Below are 18,966 nucleotides of genomic sequence, written 5' to 3' on the forward strand. Positions count from 1 at the left end.
AATGGTGGCCGGCTTCAAATCGGAACGGTGGCCGGTCAATGATCGGAATGGCGGCCGGCTTCACAGCGGAATCCGCACCGTATTGAGCAGATTGGTGATCCAGGTCGTGTGTATCCACAGCCACCATAACGACAATATCAGGATGCCTGCTTCAAGCGCAGCCGTTGGCCCGAAATCCTTTGCCAATGCATGCGAGAGCTGGATGAGCGCGAAGACGAAAACCAGATCGAAAAACAACTCGGGGAAAGTCGCCTTTTCAGCGTCCTGTCCTTCTCGCCTGATCCAGCTTTCCGCAGCTGGCGTGCACTCGGAAAGCTCTGTTTCAGTTCCCATTCTGCTTTTGCGCCCATTCGTGAAATATCAAGTTGCTGTTCCCTCTCACCGTTGTGAGAGATCAGCCTCCACGCCAAGGGTATCGAGGCTCGAAGTTCGTCCTGGAAATTCGAGCGCGCGCGCACTGTCTGGATAAAAACGCGGCCCCACCAATCGTACCTTCCTGCCCAGGACGTCCGTAATATAATCGGGTGCGGCAGACGCTTCAGAGAATGTGACGCTGCGGGCTTTGTCCCGCTCCAGCGTGCTGACCTCAATGGGCTGGGCAAGTACCGGCAGCACCGTCATGCAGGTGAAGGCGGCGGAAAGAAAAATGGACTTGGGCAACATCGGTCTATCCCTGACGTGATTATTTGCGCCATAAACAGCCTGCGCCCGTTTTTGTTCCGACGCTGTTCAGGCCTCTCCGTCGAGATAGGTGCGATATTGCACATAATCCGCACTTGTTTGCCCATCGACGATTTCAGGTGGCCGGCCCGTACCTCCCGTCAGATAGCCCGCACTTTCGAGCTCCGCTTTCAAAAGCTTTTCAATCGCAACGTGCCGGGGCAAGGCGTTGTCCGCCATATAGAGAGCGACAGCCAGCTCCATATCGTCTGGAAAAATCATCGGCGCGGCATCCCTTTTCAACAATCAGGCGGAAACGCGCAATGACGACGAAGGTTCAATACCGTTGGTTTGTGCTCTGCATTCCAGAGCATCAAGCGTCTACAAAATGATCGCTTCTGGTCGCGGCCAAAACTTCGTCACCAACAGTTCCGGACGGCTGTTCGAAGGCTTGCCACTCCCCTTTTTGGTGGGGACTGATGCACGAAATAACGTCTACATGACCCAATCACCGCAATTAAGCGTTCAAAATATCCCGGACTCAAGCGATTGAAACCAATCAGGGAAAAGCTAAAACGAAAGCTAATAGCGACTTAACTTTCATTACCTTGCATTAACCATAGGAGTTCTCATTGGCTGAATTCTGGTGTGTTCAACAGCAGCCTTACCGCGAATCTCTCTGCAATTCTGGAAACAGTGAAAATGTACCTGCGGACCAGCTTTTTCGCAAGCTATCGCCATTTGCCGACGGTTCACGTTTACGCTCGCATGCTCGTCTCCAGCTTGTCCGCGCGACCGCGCAGCTGCGCCAACAGCATGGCTTGAAGATCAAAACCACCCTCCTGTGACTTCCGGGTCAGATTGCGTAGATACCCACCCAGTGAACTGATCTGCTCCGCCTTCTGCAATAGGCAGGCAAGGATAGCCGCCGTTCCCTGTCGACCGAAGGCGGTGAGCGCCTCCTGATAAGCCGACTGGCTGATGTTGAACATGGTTCTGATGACGGAGGTTGCCACCTCCAAATCGCGCCAGCCTGTCACCGCTCCGCCTGGGGCATAGAGCGAGATATCTGGGCAAGCCTTCAAAACCAAAACAATATCAGGAACAAAAAATTGCTTATGAACAACAGGCCTGAGCGGTGGTGGCGAAGGTTTTGTACTGACAGGTGCCGCACATGCTGGCTGAGCCGCAGTGTTTACGACCGGTGGAACGGTTGCGGGTTCACGCAAATCTAGCGGTTTAGATATGGATTCGGATTCTGAATTCTTTATGAGACGCTCATTTTGGCAGTCATTGCCGCTCAAATCTTCGGATTTTTCAATATTTTCCAGATAGTTGGTCACTTCTGCGCGTAGCGAGGCCAGAAAACCGGCGATTTCCTTAAGCTCAGCGGGTTTTGAATTGCGGCCAAGCGATCCGGCGACGGTATTGTAGCGGGCCTGAAACCCTTCGAATGTTTCAGTCTGGCCGCTGGCGGCGATCATTTCACAGAGTTTCTGGATATCACGACGGCAAAGGCTGATGCTTTCGCGAAGCCGTTGAAGATCGAGCCGCTCGCGGATGATGCGTTCAGCCAGGTCTTCAATTTCTGTTTTGCGGGCAAGAAGCGGCGCCAGCGAGAAACCATAGGCTTCGCTGATCTCCCCTCCCCTGTGCTTGCGGGCGTAGCGTTTTCCGTTTGGGCTATCTTTACGGATAATGAGACCGGCTTCGACGAGAGCCGAGAGATGCCGGCGCAACGTCTGTTCGGCCATGCCATGTGCTCTCAGCGACAATTGCGTATTGGACGGGAAGACGACCAGGCCGGCTTCGCTGGAGAGTTCGTTCTTTGGATAAAAACTCAAAAGCGCGTTCAAGACCGCAAGCGAGCGATCGGTCACACCGAGCAATGGTCTTGCTTCACAGACCGAACGATAGAGTTTCCACTTATCGACCGCTTCAGTTTTCTTGTTTTTCTGTGCGGCAAACTGAGTTGCGAGAACGCCAAACGACATCGCTCGCCGCCCAAAGGGCGTCGTTACATGTGTGCTGTCCATGTCTTTCACCTTTCACAAGGCAAAAGAAAATCGCTCACCGAAAAATTCGATGCCAAGACTCTTGACTATGATTCGCGGAAATGAGATTCTTTGGGTGCTTAGATCAAAGAAAGGCTTCCGTGCGGCAACGTTCGGGGGCTTTTTTCTTTTGTGATGCGTCTCCTGTTAGTCGTTCGAGTTAAAAATTACTGCTTGGATCGGTATTCGGCAAACAGCGCCTGAAGATGTTCCAGAACGAATTCGGCAAATTCCGGGGCTTCGTTCTTGTCGATCGATATATCCAGCTTGCGGTCGCTCTCGACCACCTTGGCCAATCGACCACCGGTTTCAGACGACCAGACACCGGCTTTTTTCGCCTGGGCCTTGGGCTTCAGGAAATCCAGAAGTGATTTGAACCTGTCTTCGGAGACAAGCGCTGCAACGGAAGGCTCCCGGACATAGGCGCGGGCAGCCTCCTTGACCTGCGACGAGGAAAGCTGATCGGCGAGATCCATCCAGTTACGGCGACCGACGCTAGGCGCGGGACCGATGAGATCAACCAGATCCTCCGGAATGCGGCCAACGACCGACAGCATGTTGGAAAGATCGCCTTTGTGCAGCGACATTGCCGCCATGATCGTATCGCGGGGAAACCGCATCTGCAGTTTCTGGGCGAAGCGCGCCTTTTCGATATAGGTGAGATCGCGGCGCTCGTTGTTTTCCTGCCCCTGCGCCACGACCAGCTGTTCATCACTAAGATCGCGAACGACGGCCTTGACCGGAATACCAAGGCTTGAGACGGCGCGCAGACGGCGATGACCGAAGGCAACCTGATAACGGCCCGGAAACTCGGGATGCGGGCGCACCAGAATGGGAACCTGCTGTCCCTGCTCGCGAATGGCTTCCACCAGACCGGCATCGGCCTCTTCGGAAGCCGGCATACGATCTGGTATGAACGAAGGATCAATATCGGCAGGGTTGAGGGAAACGATCGTCAGACCCTCGGCGAGCCGCTTTTCGATCTCTTCAGCGCGCTTTGCACGTTCCGAAACCTCGTTCAGCGACTGGCCAATCATACCAACTGGCGAGTTCAAAACATCCGTCACCAGATCGGGAGAACCAAGGATGGGCCTGACGCGTGGCCGCGCCCGCTCAGTGGCAGCGTCATTGTTGTCGGTGGCCGGTGTACCGAGATTTGCGAAAATCTGCTTTCTGCTCATGCTGCCCTACCCCACGCTTTTTTGATCAGTCCTTCGACTTCAGCGTTTACATTGTTCATGGCTTCCAGCGCGCGATCATAGGTCGAGCGGGTGAACTGGGTTCTTTCCACTTCAAAAAGCGTCTGGTTGGTCAATCCGGCATCGGAGACGGCCGTGCTCTTCAGCATCGGATGATTGAGGACGTTTTCACCGAAGATCGAACGCAGGAAAGCAACCATCTGGTTTTGCGGGCCGTCACTCGGTTCAAACCGGGTAATGAGGTAACGCATCCAGTTATAATCGGACCGCGCGCCGGCCCGGCCGATTTCAGCGAGAAGATCACCGGTCATGGCAAGGAACTGGTTCATGGACATGACGTCCAGCATCTGCGGGTGGACGGTGACAAGAACCGAGGTGGCCGCCGTCAATGCCGAAAGCGTCAGGTAACCGAGTTGCGGCGGGCAATCGATCACGACGACATCATAGAAATTCTGCGCCTGGGCGATTGCCTGGCCGATGCGGGCAAAAAACAACGTGTCTCCCGGAGCGCGACGCATCAGCGCGCGGGGCGTGTCGTGCTCGAACTCCATGAGTTCCAGATTGCCCGGAACGATGTGAAGGCCGGGAATATAGGTGCCGCGAACGATCTCGGCGATCGGACGGCGTTCCTCGTCGTAGCGGATGGCACCATAGAGCGTTTCATTCGGGCCGACATCAATCTCTGGCTGATGACCGAAGAGAGCAGACAAACTGGCCTGCGGATCAAGATCGATTGCGAGAACCCTATAACCGCGCAGCGCCAGATATTGCGCCAGATGCGCTGACGTTGTTGTTTTTCCGGAACCGCCCTTGAAATTCATGACGGCGATGACCTGTAGTTCTTCGCCGTCACGGCGGTGGGGCAAATAGCGGCGTGTGCCACGTGCGCCCTGATCGAGAAGCTTTCTGATCTCGTGCATGTCTTCAACGGAATAGGAGCGGCGGCCTGATGCCTGTGCCGCGTCAAGTTCCGGACGCTCAGCCGCGATCTGGCGAAGATAAGCCTCGCCAATCCCGATCAGCCGCGAGGTTTCCGCGGGCGAGAAATTTCGCATGCTCTTTTCGGTGTGGGGTGAAAATGTATTTGCATTATGCGCCTGCAATTGGGCTGACAGTGCAGCCGAATGCTGTTGTATAAGGCCCGTCAGGTCGGGTGCCCCTGCAGCACGTCTTGAGTCGGCACTCTGTGTCATTTGTCTTCTTTCGCTCGATATCGCAGTGGCGGTTTTTTTCGAAAAAGGCGGTTTTTTCCGCAACTGAGATATAAGCGCCGATTCTCTTTTTGGCGCAATAGGCTTTTTTCCCGGTTGCGAAACTGCCGCTAAAGCATTGTGGAAGAATCACATTTGGTTTTTGTGACAGTTTGACGGTTAGCCGCGGCTAACTTTGCCAATGTTGGTCAGTCGAATGTTGTTTGAACAGCGTTTCAGAACCCATGAAGTTAGCCGCGGCTAACTCGGGGGAGCGAATATTGAGATCCCTGCTGTTCGGCTCAACGCAGTGAAAAGTGAAGGGTGGACATTCGCAGGCGTTTAATCTCTACTCATTGACTAGAGTATCGTTGAGCCGCGCGCTCCCCGTGTGGCTATTCATACTGTCGCAGGTTGGAGGAATGAATGTCCTATGATGTCGCTCTCGTCGGGTCCGGCTTCGCTGCCATCTGTACCGCCGCCCATCTTCTCACTTCTCTGCCAGCGAAGGCCTCAATCGCCATTGTTGGCGATGAGTCTGATTTTGGGCGTGGAACGGCCTACCGTACGGAACTACCCTATCACCGGCTAAATGTGCCGGCTGGACGTATGAGTGTCTTTCCTGATCGCCCGGAAGATTTTGTCGACTGGCTGAAGGAAAACGGGATAGGGGACGACCCTCTACTGTTTGCGTCGCGCGGAGATTATGGTCTTTATCTAAGAGACAGATTGGCCACTCTGTTGAGAAGCCGTGAACAGAGGGCGAGGGTGGATTTCATTCGGGCCAAGGCTTCCACCTGCCGCCCCAACGATGCGGGCGGATTTACCTTCGTTCTCGAAAACGGTGAGATGATGCGCGCGCAAAACGTTGTTCTGTGTGTGGGTGTTGGTGCGGCGAGTTTGCCGGTGCAAACTGTTGCGAACGACGAGGGCAGGCCGCAGCGGATCATCGGTCACTGCTGGCAGCCCGGGTGGCTATCGAAGGTGAAGATGGGCGACCGCATCTGTATTCTCGGTTCCGGGTTGACGATGATTGACCAAGTGCTGACCCTGCGGGGAAAAGGGCATACGGGGCCGATTCATGTCCTGTCTCGTCGCGGACTTGTGCCGCATCCGCACATCAGTCCACCTTTGCACCCGGTCGATCCAATCTTGCCGGAGAAAACCACGCAGATTAGCCGCCTGTTGCAGTCCTTGCGCAAACAGGCGAGGGAGGGCGCACCCTGGCGTACGGTCATGGATGGGCTGCGTCCGAGAACGCAGTCGCTTTGGCAAGCTCTCACGGCTGCTCAACGAAGCAGGTTCCTTCGACATGCTTTGCCGTGGTGGAATATTCACCGGCACCGCATCGCGCCGGAGGTTCATGCGGCTTTTGAGAAACTGCTTACGGATGATATTCTGGAAATCCACGCGGGTTACCTCAGCTCTGTTGTAGAGCAGGACGAGGGCATTACCCTGTGCTACCGCCGCCGGCATACGCAGATATTGAAAGAGCTGCAGGTGGATTGGGTTGTCAATTGCACGGGTATGGAGCGAGCGGGTATTGGCCATTCGCGCCTTTTGGAAAACATGCGAAACGACGGTGTGCTTCTGCTGGATCCTCTGGGTCTCGGCGTTGAAGTGGACGGCCAGTCTCGCCTGTTGCGGGCGGATGGACAAAGCTGGTCCGGCCTCTTCGCGGCCGGTGCCCTGACGGCGGGCCGCTTATGGGAAATAACAGCTGTACCGGATATTCGGGTACAGGCACAAAAAATTGCGCAACACGTCGCAGACAGAGTGTCATCGAATGATAGGGTTTCAGCCCAGCGGTAAATTGCTGGCTGAAATATCGCAAGCAAGACCGTATTCAAGGCATATTTGTTTGGCGCCTGTTTTCTCCGAATTTCCCATCTTTGGTGTTAGCCGCGGCAAACTTTTCCGAGTTGACGAATACCCAATGATTGAACCATTGGGGACCTCCAAAGCTGGAGGAGCGCGTCGGAGCAACTTCCCTCAAAGGACAGACGGAACACAATGATATGCTCTTGCAGCAACATGTGGTTCCTCGAAAATATCGCTCGTCCCTGTTATCATCTGGGATTAGCGATTTCGTACCGATTGGGGAAGAGACAGGAACGTTTTCTCTATTTTGCTAAATAATTTACATCGGTTATGGAATGTCGCCGCAAAACCGGCTATAAATTCCGAAAAATGCAATAATCATGAAAATTATTTGCGAGGTTTTGATGGAAAAGCAGAAACTGGTGAGGTTCGCGACGGCTGATAATCAGGCCGGTGGCCAACGTCGGCCATTTGCGAAGGCCGTTCGGGCCGGCGATTTTGTCTATGTTTCCGGGCAGGTGCCGACCATTGACGGGGAAGTGGTGACCGGCGGCATCGTGGCCCAGACCGAGCAGGTTGTGGCCAACATCAAGGACGTTCTGGCGCTTGCCGATTGCACGCTTGCCGATGTGGTAAAGGTTAACGTCTGGCTGGATGATGCCCGAGATTTTTCGAGCTTCAATGCCGTTTTCCAGAAATATTTCATCGATCATCCGCCGGCGCGCTCGACCGTGCAGTCGCCACTGATGGTCGATGCAAAGGTGGAAATGGATGTTATCGCTTATAAGCCGGTGGCTTAACTATCTGATTTTTATGGTTTTGAGAGCATATGATGACCTATCCATGGCCTGAAGCGGGCACACCACTCGATGCGATTTCAACGCCGATGCCGGTGATCGACGAGGATCGGCTTGCGGCGAATATTCTCAAGGCGCAGTCCTATCTCGATGGCCATGGCAAGGCCTTCCGGCCACATATCAAGACGCACAAGATACCGGCCATCGCCAGGCAGCAGCTTCAGGCCGGCGCCATCGGCATCAATTGCCAGAAGGTCAGCGAAGCCGAGATTTTTGCAGATGCCGGATTCGACGATATTCTGATCACCTATAATATTCTGGGCGCGGCGAAATTGTCGCGACTAAAGGCGCTGAATGCGCGTATCGGCCGGTTGAGCGTCGTCGCTGACAGCGTCGCGACAATTGCCGGCCTTGCTGGCACATTCGATACGGAAAAGCCACTTGCCGTGCTTGTCGAATGTGATACTGGCGGAAAGCGCTGTGGTGTGCAGACGCCGGAAGCCGCCCTGTCGCTTGCGGAAAAGATCGATGCGGCACCGGGCCTCGTCTTCAAAGGCATTTTAACCTATCCGGCACCGGGCGGGGCTGAAAAGGTCGAGAGCTTCATTTGCGAGACAATGGCGCTGCTTGCGGCGAGAGGCATCGAATGCCCTGTCCGTTCCAGCGGCGGTTCACCGGATTTTTACGCCGCGCACCTCGTGCCTTCGGCAACCGAACACCGGGCGGGCACCTATGTATATAATGACCGCGCCATGCTGCGCGCTGGTCATTGTACGGCCGGCGATCTGGCAATGCATGTTCTTGCCACTGTCGTATCGCGGCCCACAACCGATAGGGCCGTGCTCGATTGCGGCTCCAAGGCTTTGACCTCCGATCTTCTTGGTTTCAGCGATTACGGGCTGATCGAAGGTTATGAAGGTGCGAAAATCATCTCGCTCTCGGAAGAGCATGCAGTTGTCGATCTATCCGGCTGCACGTCCGGCAGGCCGGAAATCGGTGACGTGGTCAAGGTTGTGCCGAACCATACCTGCGTTGTCAGCAACCTTTTCGACAGGATGGTGTTTCATCGAAACGGCCTCGTGACCCGGGTGGAAGACGTGGCCGCACGTGGTACCGTCTGGTAATATTACCCGGCTAATCAAATTAAGAGACAGAAAACTGCCTAAAGCAGTCCCGGTAACGAGAAATACAAAAATGCGCATATTCACGGCGTCGCTCGCCACCGAAACCAACACGTTTTCGCCCGTTCCGACGGATATGGATGCTTTCCGCGCGGCTTTTTATGCCGGGCCGGGCGAACATCCGGAAACGCCGACGCTTTGCTCCTCGCCGGTGCCAATCCTGCGCCGTCGCGGCAAGGCGGAAGGGTTCACGGTGATCGAGGGCACATCCTGCTGGGCGGAGCCGGCAGGTCTCATCCAGCGCCAGACCTATGAAACGTTGCGCGATACTATCCTTGCGGAACTCCGGCAAGCGCTGCCGGTTGATGCGGTCGTTCTCGGTCTGCACGGCGCAATGGTGGCACAGGGTTATGATGATCCGGAAGGCGATTTTCTGTCGCGCGTGCGCGCAATGGTCGGGCCGGAGGTATTGATCGCGGCGGAATTCGATCCTCATAGCCATCTGACGGCGCTGAGAGTTAAAAATCTCGATTTCATGGCAACGTTCCTGGAGTTTCCCCACACCGATTTTGAGGAACGCGGCGAGCATGTCGTTGAACTGGCGCTGCGCGCCCTGCGCGGTGAAATCAAACCGGTGATTTCCACGTTCGATTGCCGCATGATCACCATTTATCCGACCAGCCGCGAGCCAATGCGCTCTTATGTGGATCGTTTGAAGGCGATGGAAGGCAAGGACGGCATCCTGTCGATTTCGGTCATCCACGGTTTCATGGCGGGCGATGTGCCTGATATGGGCACGCGGATTGTCGTCGTCACCGATGGCGACAGGGAAAAGGGCGATGCGCTGGCCGAAAAACTCGGCCATGAACTTTATGCCATGCGCAAACTGACCGCCATGCCCATGCTGGATACGGAATCGGGCCTCGACAAGGTCCTTGCGATTCGCAGCGGCAATCCGGACAAGCCGGTGGTGGTGTCGGACATATGGGACAATCCGGGTGGTGGCGTTGCCGGTGATGCCACCCATATCCTGCGGCGCATGGTGGAGCGCGGCATGGATAATATCGGCGTCGCAACGATCTGGGATCCGATTGCGGTATCTTTCTGTCATGCGGCCGGCGAGGGGGCAGAGATCGATCTGCGCATCGGCGGCAAATCCAGCCCCGAGGGCGGCGAGCCGCTCGACTTCCGTATAAAGGTGATACGCACCGTTGAGGCCGGCTGGCAGAGTTTCCGCAACAGCCGCGTCACGCTCGGTCGCGCCGCCGTCGTGCGGCCGGTTGGGACAGAGATCGATATCATCCTCATTACCAGCCGCACCCAAACTTATGAGCCGGATATCTTTTCCAACCTCGGGATCGATTTCGCAAAAAAAGACGTGCTGCTGGTCAAATCAACCAATCATTTCCATGCGGGTTTTGCGCCTGTCTCCTCTGAGATCGTCTATATTGCAGCACCGACCTCTTATCCAACCGATCCGGCTACAACCGCCTATCGCAAAGCGAGCCTCAAGCTCTGGCCACGCGTGGCCGATCCGCTGGGTCTAGACTAGGGCTTCTCCAATAAAAACGGAATCGCTCTAAGCGTGCAGCCGCTTTAGATGGGCTGAAGTGTGATGAGGAAAAACGCACCCGTATTTTGATCGGGTTCGACAGTGAAAGGCCGACTGTCTTCGATCAACAGGCTGTCCAGCCGCTCGAGATTGGTTTTTCCATCGCCGCTGGAAACCGCCAGCGGATCGAGTGCGAGAACGAGTGTCGTGACGCCCTCTGCTGTTGCAGAAAACGTGCCGGATTGCCTTCGCACGGCATGACGGAAAGCTGAGCGGCGGGTCATGACGTTGAGATCGACGATCGGGCCACCGGGCAATGTCGCATTGACAGAAACATCGGCCGGAAAGGGCAGGGGGGCGCTCTCCATCGTCAGCAGCAGTGGATCGTTGGCTGCAACCGCAAGCGCCATGCCATTGCCCTGAAGGATGGACAGCGTGCGGTCTATGCCGGGAAAAATCGAAAACGGCCCGTCGCTCGCAACCGTCGCCATGCTGATTCGCCAATCAAAATCATTCACGGAGGCCGCTGGCGGGAAGATGGCGATTTCCACCGTTTCGCCACCGCCATTTTTCCAGGGCATGCGTTTGTAATCGCTTGCGCGCAACAGGGTCATGATTCTCTAACTCCGCACGGTGCTGGCCGAAAACGCCTATCCGCGTTTCCGGCCATGCGAAAATCAATTGCCGAGAATGCCGGGCAGGCGCAGACCCTGCTCCTTGGCGCAGTCCACAGCGATTTCATAACCGGCATCGGCATGACGCATGACGCCAGTTGCCGGGTCGTTCCAGAGCACGCGCTCCAGCCGGCGAGCGGCATCGTCGGTGCCATCGGCGCAGATGACCATGCCGGAATGCTGCGAGAAGCCCATGCCGACACCGCCACCGTGGTGCAGCGAAACCCAGGTTGCGCCGGAAGCGGTGTTCAGCAGCGCATTCAGGAGCGGCCAGTCGGAAACGGCATCCGAACCGTCCTTCATGGCTTCGGTTTCGCGGTTGGGTGAGGCGACGGAGCCGCTGTCGAGATGGTCACGGCCGATGACAACAGGCGCTTTCAGCTCGCCATTCTTCACCATTTCGTTGAAGGCAAGCCCCAGACGATGGCGGTCGCCGAGCCCGACCCAGCAGATTCGCGCCGGCAGGCCCTGAAACGCGATGCGTTCACGTGCCATGTCCAGCCAGTTATGCAGGTGCTTGTTATCAGGCAGCAGTTCCTTCACCTTGGCGTCGGTCTTGTAGATATCTTCCGGATCGCCCGAAAGTGCTGCCCAACGGAACGGGCCGATGCCGCGGCAGAACAGCGGGCGGATATAGGCCGGAACGAAGCCGGGGAAGGCGAAGGCGTCTTCCAGCCCTTCATCCTTGGCGACCTGGCGGATGTTATTGCCGTAATCCAGCGTGGGAACACCGGCGTTCCAGAAATCGACCATCGCCTGCACATGTACCTTCATCGAGGCGCGGGCGGCAGCGGCGACTGCCTTCGGATCGCTTTCCTGTTTGGCGCGCCATTCGGCCACGGTCCATCCGGCCGGCAGATAACCGTGGATCGGATCATGTGCCGACGTCTGGTCGGTGACCATATCGGGGCGGACGCCACGGCGAAACAGTTCGGGGAAGATTTCCGCCGCATTGCCGATCAGGCCAACGGATTTCGCTTCGCCCGCCTTGGTCCATTGGTCGATGAGTGCCAGCGCCTCATCCAGCGTGTGTGCCTTTGCGTCGACATATCGCGTGCGCAGCCGGAAATCGACGCGGGTTTCATCGCATTCGACCGCAAGGCAGCAGGCGCCTGCCATGACGGCGGCCAGCGGTTGGGCGCCACCCATGCCGCCAAGACCGCCGGTCAGGATCCATTTGCCCTTGAGGTTGCCGCCATAGTGCTGGCGACCGGCCTCGACGAAGGTTTCATAAGTACCCTGCACGATGCCCTGCGTGCCGATATAAATCCAGGAACCGGCCGTCATCTGGCCGTACATGGCCAGCCCCTTCTTATCCAGCTCGTTGAAATGGTCCCAGGTGGCCCAATGCGGCACCAGATTGGAATTGGCGATCAAAACACGCGGCGCATCCTTGTGGGTACGGAACACGCCGACCGGCTTGCCGGACTGCACGATGAGGGTTTCATCCTCGTTCAGATCCTTCAGCGTCGCAACGATGCGGTCGAAATCTTCCCAGGTGCGGGCGGCGCGGCCGATGCCGCCATAAACCACCAGCTCATGCGGCCGTTCGGCGACATCAGGGTCGAGATTGTTCATCAGCATGCGCAGCGGCGCTTCCGTCATCCAGCTTTTGGCGTTCAGCTCATTGCCCTGCGGCGCGTGGACTTCGCGAATATTGTGGCGCGGATTATCCATGTGATTTCCCCTTATCGTTGTGTCTCGAGCGCGAAATTTTCCATGCGCGTGAGAATGGTTTTGAGATGGTTGCGCAGGCGTTCCGCCTTTTGCGCGTCATAGGCGAAAGGCGGCACCTCACTGGCGAGATGGGTGGATTGCGCCAACTCCATCTGAATAGCGTGCATGCCGGCTTCAGGTTTTCCATAATGCCGGGTCGTCCAGCCGCCTTTGAAGCGGCCGTTCAGAATGCTGTCGTAACCCTCTGCGGCAGCGGTCACGTCCACGGCAATCCGCTCTATGGCCGGATCGCAGGTCCTGCCCATATCCGTGCCGATGTTGAAATCCGGCAGCTTGCCCTCGAACAGAAAGGGGATATGCGAGCGGATCGAATGGCAATCATAGAGAATGGCGATGCCGTGAATGGCCTTCACCCGCTCGATTTCCGCCGCAAGGGCTGCATGATAGGGCGCGTGAGAGGTTTCCAGCCGATAGGCGATATCAGCTGCATTCGGTTGCTGCCCCTCATTCCAGATGGGTTTGCCGTCGAAATCGGTTTCCGGAACCAGTCCCGTCGTGTTCTGGCCCGGATAAAGGCTCACTCCGGCGGGGTCGCGGTTGGCATCGATCACGTAGCGGTGGAAGGTGGCGCGGACCGTGGTCACATTCTCCAGAAGCCCGGCATAGAGGTCGTGGATGTGCCAGTCGGTATCGGCGAGAATCCTGCCATTGTCGTTGAGGCGATCCCAAATCTCCGCCGGCACATCCGTACCGGTGTGAGGCAGGCCGAGAATGATTGGCGAGGTGCCTTGGTGCAGCGAGAAAGGCGTGCTCATCGGCCAGCACCTTGCCTAGGGAACGAGCGGACACGGTATGTGATCTCCCCCCTTGAGGGGGAGATGCCCGGCAGGGCAGAGGGGAGTAGCCCCAACGCACCGACCGGAACGGAGGAAAACAATTGGCTTGTCATCTCAAACCTCGAGCTTCGGCAGAATGCCATCCGAAATCACGGAGACCAGAGCGCCGGAAGCGATCAGCTCCGCAGCCGCTTTCAGATCCGGCGCCATATAACGGTCCTCTTCCAGCGAGGGGATTGACGCACGAAGCACGGTAATAGCCTTTTGAAGCTCCGGGCTGGTTTTCAGTGGCCCGCGCAATTCTACACCCTGGATGGCGGAAAGCGCTTCAATACCAAGGATGGCGAAGAGATTTTCGGTCATCGGCAGCAGGCGACGCGCACCATGGCAGGCCATGGACACGTGGTCTTCCTGATTGGCGGAAGTTGGTGTGGAATCCACCGAGGCCGGATGCGCCATCTGCTTGTTCTCGCTCATCAGTGCGGCAGAGGTGACTTCGGCAATCATCAGGCCGGAGTTCAGGCCCGGCTTTTTGGATAGAAAGGCGGGCAGACCGTAGGAAAGGGCCGGATCGACCAGCAGCGCCACGCGGCGCTGGGCGATCGCGCCGATTTCGCAGATGGCAAGTGCCGTCTGGTCGGCGGCAAAGGCCACCGGTTCGGCGTGGAAATTGCCGCCGGATACGACGGAATTGTCTGATAGCACCAGTGGATTATCCGTTACCGCATTGGCTTCGATTTCGAGCGTGCGGGCCACCTGCCGCAGAAGATCGAGGCAGGCGCCGTCCACCTGCGGCTGGCAACGAATGCAATAGGGGTCCTGTACCCGCTCGTCACCCTCGATATGGCTAACGCGGATTTCGGAACCTTCCAGCAGCCGGCGAAGCGCTGCCCCCGCATCGATCTGACCTTTATGGCCGCGAAGTGTGTGGATATCGGGATGGAAGGGCGCGGAAGACCCCATGGCGGCATCGGTGGAGAGTGCGCCGGTAATCAACGCGGCCTGGGCGGCGCGATGGGCGCGGAAAAGACCGGCCAGCGCCAGTGCCGTCGAGGTCTGCGTACCGTTGATAAGCGCCAAGCCTTCCTTGGCGGCTAGAACCACCGGTATCAGCCCGGCTTTTGCAAGCGCTTCGCCGGCTGGCAGAAGCGTGTCCTGATAAAAAGCCTCGCCTTCGCCCATCATCACGGCGGCCATATGGGCCAGCGGCGCGAGATCGCCGGAGGCACCGACCGAACCCTTTTCGGGGATCACCGGAATGACGCCCTTTTCCAGCATGGCCTCGATCAGCCGCACCAGCTCCAGCCGCACACCCGAGGCGCCGCGGCCGAGCGAAATCAGCTTCAGCGCCATGATTAGCCGCACGACATTTTCAGGAAGCGGGGCGCCGACCCCGCAGCAATGCGACAGGATAAGGTTCCGCTGCAGTGTCGCTACATCGGCCGCGTCGATCTTAATGGATGCGAGTTTGCCGAAACCGGTATTGATGCCATAGACAGGCGCATTGCCTGCGGCGATCTCCGCTATGCGCGCCGCCGCCTTGTTTATACCGGCGTCGAATGAGGGGTCGAGCTTCGCGGCGCCATTGGTCCAGTAAATGCCGGCAAGGTCGGCAAGGGCTACATTGCCGGGGTGAAGCGTAATGGTCTTCATGGTCATGGGGAAACCTTCTGTCCCTTGAAAATGTGGGCATGGAGCGGGTTGAAACCGATGCGGTAGACAAGCTCGGCCGGGCGCTCGATATCCCAGATAGTGAAGTCGGCGGATTTTCCGGCCTCCAGCGTGCCGGTTTCCGCAAGCAGGCCCAGCGCCTTGGCGGCATTGCGTGTCGTCGCCGTCAGGCACTCTTCCACGGTCATGCGGAAAAGCGTGGCACCCATATTCATGGTCAGGAGCAGCGAGGTGAGCGGTGAGGTGCCGGGATTGCAATCTGTTGCCAGCGCGATTGTCGCACCCGCGTCGCGCAGGGCCTGAACCGGCGGGGCCTGTTTTTCCCGGAGCGCGTAAAAAGCGCCGGGCAAAAGCACGGCCACGGTTCCCGCTTTCGCCAGTGCGTTCGCGCCCGCCTCATCCAGATATTCCAGATGATCGGCGGAAAGGGCGCCATAGGATGCGGCAAGCTTTGCCCCGCCAAGATCGGAAAGCTGCTCGGCATGCAGTTTGACGGGAAGACCGAGCTGCCGTGCTTTTTCGAACACGCGCGTGATCTCCTCGACGGAAAAGGCGATGCCTTCGCAAAAACCGTCCACCGCATCCACCAGCCCTTCGGCATGGGCTTTTTCCAGCCCTGGCAGAACGACATCGGTAATGTAATCGGCATTGCGGCCCTTATACTCAGCGGGCGTCGCATGGGCGGCCAGATAGCTGGTGACGATCCGCACCGGCCGCAGCGTTGCAAGCCTGCGGGCAACACGCAGCATTTTCAGTTCGGTCTCTATAGCCAGACCGTAACCGGATTTGATTTCGATGGTGGAAATGCCCTCGGCCAGAAGCGTGTCGAGACGCGGCAAAGCCTGAGCCACCAGAGCGTCTTCCGAGATTGCGCGGGTATCGCGCACCGAAGAAACGATGCCGCCGCCCGCCTTGGCGATCTCTTCATACGTCGCGCCATTCAGCCGCATCTCGAATTCCATCGCCCGGTTGCCGCCGAAGACCAGATGGGTGTGGCAGTCAATCAAGGAGGGCGTGATCCAGCGGCCGCCGCAATCGGTGATCTCATCGGCTGCTGCCAGATCGGCAGGCAGATCATTTTCCGGGCCGGCAAAGGCGATGCGGCCGCCGCGCACGGCGATGACGGCATTTTCGACCGCGCCGATGCCTTCCATGGATGGATCGAAAGTCGCCAGCCGGGCGTTGCGCCACAATGTGGTGGCGTCTCCTGCTGCCATTCCCTTTACGGATTTGTTCCCTGGCATTTGCTTTTCGCCTTTCCTTTATGGCTTAAATGTATATACATAATAATCGGCTTGGCAAGCCGCAATTTCATGTCTGAAATGGCCTTGCCCATAACGACAAGAGGAGAGGGTGGCATGACGGCAATTCACGCGGGCGCAGCGCTTCTGGCCGGGGGGTGGGCGCGGGACGTTCGCATTGTTTGCGATGACGGCGTTGTTTCATTGGTCGAAACCGGCGTCTCCCCTCAGCCGCAGGATGAGCGCCATGCGGTCATTGTTCCGGCCATGCCCAATCTCCACAGCCATGCCTTTCAGCGGGCCATGGCCGGACTTGCCGAAATTCGCGGGCCGGCCGATGACAGTTTCTGGAGCTGGCGCACAGTCATGTACAAATTTGCGCTCTCAATGACGCCTGACCATGTCGAGGCGGTTGCCGCCCAGCTTTATATGGAAATGCTGGAGGCCGGTTTCGGGCGGGTCGGGGAATTCCATTATCTGCACAATGACAGGGATGGTTCGCATTACGGCAATATCGCCGAAATGGCGGAGCGCATCGGCGCGGCGGCCGCACAAACCGGTATCGGCCTGACATTGCTGCCGGTCTTTTACGCGCATTCCGGTTTTGGCGGTCAGCCGCCGATCGACGGGCAAAAGCGTTTCATCCATTCGCTCGACAGTTACGAAAGGCTGATGCAGGGCGCACAGGCGGTGGTCAAATCCCTGCCGGGTGCCGTGCTTGGCATCGCGCCGCACAGCCTGCGCGCCGTGACCGGCAAAGAGCTGGCGGCCATCGAGCCGCTGGCAAAGGGTGGGCCGATCCACATTCATGTGGCGGAACAGACAAAGGAGGTCGAAGATTCGCTCGCCGTTTCAGGAGCGCGACCGGTTGAGTGGCTTCTGGAGAATGCGCCGGTCGATGATCGCTGGTGCCTCATCCATGCCACGCATATGACGGAGGCCGAAACGCGCCGCATGGCGAAAAGCGGTGCTGTTGCCGGCCTCTGCCCAATCACCGAAGCCAATCTCGGCGACGGCATCTTCCCCGCTCCGGATTTTATCGCGGAAGGCGGGCATTATGGCGTCGGTTCCGATTCCAACATTCTCATCTCCCTGCCCGAAGAATTGCGGACGCTCGAATATTCGCAGCGTCTGACGCGCCGCGCGCGTAATGTCATTGCCGATGCCGGAGGCTCCACCGGTGAAAAATTGTTCCGGCAGGCGCTTGCAGGCGGCGGCAGGGCTCTGGCATCACAAAATGCAATAGAAAAGGGAAAAAGCGCTGATCTTGTCGCCCTGGATGTCTCGGCTGTTTCTTATCTTCCTGCATCCCAGATTCTTGACCAGTGGATATTCGCTGGCGGCGTCCATGTCGATTCCGTCTGGGTGCGCGGCGAAATACAGGTGCAGGCGGGTCGGCATATCCGCCGCCGTGCAATATCGGAGCGCTTCAACAAGGTCATGGCTGAACTTCTCAATAGCTGATATGGGCTGGACTGAAACGAGATCGAGCCGGTGCGGAAAGGCATTACGGACGTGATGAAAGCTTCTGCCGGGCAAACTCTGCACCAGCGTATCCTCAGCGATATCGAGGGCCGGATCGTTTCGGGGGAATGGCCGCCAGGCCACAGATTGCCGTTCGAGGTCGACCTCGCCACCCATTATGATTGCTCGCGCATGACCGTCAACAAGGTCATGGGCCAGCTTGCCAAGGCTGGTTTGATCGAACGGCGCAAGAAATCCGGCAGTTTCGTTCGCCAGCCGCAGATCCAATCCGCCGTCCTCGAAATTCACGATATCAGGGCCGAAGTCGAATCCCTTGATCTGGATTACGGTTTCAAAATCCTGAAATGCACGCAGCGTGCGGCAAAGAGTGAAGATCGTGCAAGCCTCGATATTTCCGTCGGCGCACCCTTGCTCGATATCATCTGCATCCATTTTGCGGGCATACGGGAATTCTGCGTCGAGCAGCGTCTCATCAATCTGGCCGCCGTGCCGGAAGCAGCCGAAGCCGACTTTACCGAGATTGCGCCCGGTCCCTGGCTGCTCGGCCATGTTCCGTGGAGCAATGCCGAACACCGCATCAGCGCCGAAATAGCGTCAAAGGAGATTGCCCGTCTGCTGGGTATCTCCGACAGGCAAGCCTGCCTTGTCGTGGAGCGGCGGACCTGGAGCAACTCCGGCGCCGTCACCTATGTGCGCTTCTCTTATCCCGGCAATGCCCATGCCCTGGTCGCCCGCTTCAGTCCTTCGTCCGACTGAGATCAGCAAAGGCGAGATCCCTTTATAAGCGAAAGGGCGGATGCATCGGTGCTAGACGGGAAAAGCACGGAATCCGCCAGTTTCAGCGAGCGTTTTGCAAACTATCTTTTAAAATCAATAACTTGATAGATTTTCTTATTTTTCGTGATTTGAGCTGTTGACTTGTTTGAGGGTGATCTCTTATAAGTCCGCTCACTGAACGAGGGCGGCGGCGCTGCTGGCGACGAAGTCT

At 57.5% G+C, this 18,966-nt stretch carries 16 protein-coding genes and 1 pseudogene; 6 read left to right on the plus strand and 11 right to left on the minus strand.

What is annotated here, in order from left to right:
* Positions 1-63: 63 nt before the first annotated feature.
* From AKG12_RS27620 to repA, 6 genes and pseudogenes are all read right to left on the minus strand, one after another.
* A pseudogene (locus AKG12_RS27620) lies at positions 64-333 on the minus strand (low temperature requirement protein A); the annotation flags it as partial.
* 45 nt (positions 334-378) lie between these two features.
* Positions 379-663 (minus strand): hypothetical protein, encoded by a 285-nt coding sequence (locus tag AKG12_RS27625; RefSeq protein WP_052821297.1) that lies wholly within the window; start codon positions 661-663, stop codon positions 379-381.
* A 66-nt stretch (positions 664-729) separates the two neighbouring features.
* On the minus strand, positions 730-942 hold the full coding sequence (locus tag AKG12_RS27630) for a hypothetical protein (RefSeq protein WP_052821298.1): 213 nt from the start codon (positions 940-942) through the stop codon (positions 730-732).
* 476 nt (positions 943-1,418) lie between these two features.
* Positions 1,419-2,696 carry a plasmid replication protein RepC gene (gene repC, locus AKG12_RS27635; protein ID WP_082179089.1) on the minus strand — a complete coding sequence of 426 codons (1,278 nt, stop codon included), beginning with the start codon at positions 2,694-2,696 and terminating at the stop codon, positions 1,419-1,421.
* 185 nt (positions 2,697-2,881) lie between these two features.
* A complete protein-coding gene (gene repB, locus AKG12_RS27640) occupies positions 2,882-3,895 on the minus strand; it encodes a plasmid partitioning protein RepB (protein ID WP_052821300.1) in 1,014 nt (337 codons plus the stop codon).
* On the minus strand, positions 3,892-5,106 hold the full coding sequence (repA, locus tag AKG12_RS27645) for a plasmid partitioning protein RepA (protein WP_082179090.1): 1,215 nt from the start codon (positions 5,104-5,106) through the stop codon (positions 3,892-3,894). The genes repB and repA overlap by 4 nt, the downstream gene beginning before the upstream one ends.
* A 423-nt stretch (positions 5,107-5,529) precedes the next feature.
* On the opposite strand from repA, the gene AKG12_RS27650 reads away from it, so the two are divergent.
* The 4 genes from AKG12_RS27650 (at position 5,530) to AKG12_RS27665 (ending at position 10,394) form a co-directional block, all read left to right on the plus strand.
* The gene (locus AKG12_RS27650; RefSeq protein WP_052821302.1) at positions 5,530-6,915 is read left to right on the plus strand and encodes an FAD/NAD(P)-binding protein; all 1,386 of its coding nucleotides are present in this window, start codon (positions 5,530-5,532) and stop codon (positions 6,913-6,915) included.
* 413 nt (positions 6,916-7,328) lie between these two features.
* A complete protein-coding gene (locus AKG12_RS27655) occupies positions 7,329-7,724 on the plus strand; it encodes a RidA family protein (RefSeq protein ID WP_046799081.1) in 396 nt (131 codons plus the stop codon).
* Positions 7,725-7,756: 32 nt separating this feature from the next.
* Positions 7,757-8,845, plus strand: coding sequence for a D-TA family PLP-dependent enzyme (locus AKG12_RS27660; RefSeq protein ID WP_082179091.1), 1,089 nt, complete (start codon positions 7,757-7,759; stop codon positions 8,843-8,845).
* Between the two features lie 70 nt (positions 8,846-8,915).
* A complete protein-coding gene (locus AKG12_RS27665; protein WP_052821304.1) occupies positions 8,916-10,394 on the plus strand; it encodes a M81 family metallopeptidase in 1,479 nt (492 codons plus the stop codon).
* Between the two features lie 44 nt (positions 10,395-10,438).
* Here AKG12_RS27665 and AKG12_RS27670 read toward each other — a convergent pair whose 3' ends face one another.
* From AKG12_RS27670 to hutI, 5 genes are all read right to left on the minus strand, one after another.
* Complete coding sequence (locus AKG12_RS27670) at positions 10,439-11,008, minus strand: HutD/Ves family protein (RefSeq protein WP_052821305.1); 570 nt, start codon at positions 11,006-11,008, stop codon at positions 10,439-10,441.
* Between the two features lie 63 nt (positions 11,009-11,071).
* The gene (gene hutU, locus AKG12_RS27675; RefSeq protein WP_046799085.1) at positions 11,072-12,745 is read right to left on the minus strand and encodes a urocanate hydratase; all 1,674 of its coding nucleotides are present in this window, start codon (positions 12,743-12,745) and stop codon (positions 11,072-11,074) included.
* 11 nt (positions 12,746-12,756) lie between these two features.
* Positions 12,757-13,560, minus strand: a complete 804-nt coding sequence (gene hutG, locus AKG12_RS27680) for an N-formylglutamate deformylase (RefSeq protein WP_052821306.1) — start codon at positions 13,558-13,560, stop codon at positions 12,757-12,759.
* A 135-nt stretch (positions 13,561-13,695) separates the two neighbouring features.
* Positions 13,696-15,240, minus strand: a complete 1,545-nt coding sequence (hutH, locus tag AKG12_RS27685; RefSeq protein ID WP_052821307.1) for a histidine ammonia-lyase — start codon at positions 15,238-15,240, stop codon at positions 13,696-13,698.
* The gene (gene hutI, locus AKG12_RS27690) at positions 15,237-16,496 is read right to left on the minus strand and encodes an imidazolonepropionase (protein WP_052821308.1); all 1,260 of its coding nucleotides are present in this window, start codon (positions 16,494-16,496) and stop codon (positions 15,237-15,239) included. Before hutI ends, hutH begins: the two co-directional genes overlap by 4 nt.
* 114 nt (positions 16,497-16,610) lie before the next feature.
* On the opposite strand from hutI, the gene AKG12_RS27695 reads away from it, so the two are divergent.
* Together AKG12_RS27695 and hutC are read left to right on the plus strand one after the other, a co-directional pair.
* Positions 16,611-17,957, plus strand: coding sequence for a formimidoylglutamate deiminase (locus AKG12_RS27695; protein WP_052821309.1), 1,347 nt, complete (start codon positions 16,611-16,613; stop codon positions 17,955-17,957).
* 54 nt (positions 17,958-18,011) lie between these two features.
* On the plus strand, positions 18,012-18,734 hold the full coding sequence (gene hutC / locus AKG12_RS27700) for a histidine utilization transcriptional repressor HutC (RefSeq protein ID WP_046799090.1): 723 nt from the start codon (positions 18,012-18,014) through the stop codon (positions 18,732-18,734).
* Positions 18,735-18,966: the final 232 nt, after the last annotated feature.

It is taken from the genome of Agrobacterium sp. SUL3 (assembly GCF_001263295.1).
In the GTDB taxonomy this organism is placed as follows: domain Bacteria; phylum Pseudomonadota; class Alphaproteobacteria; order Rhizobiales; family Rhizobiaceae; genus Agrobacterium; species Agrobacterium tomkonis.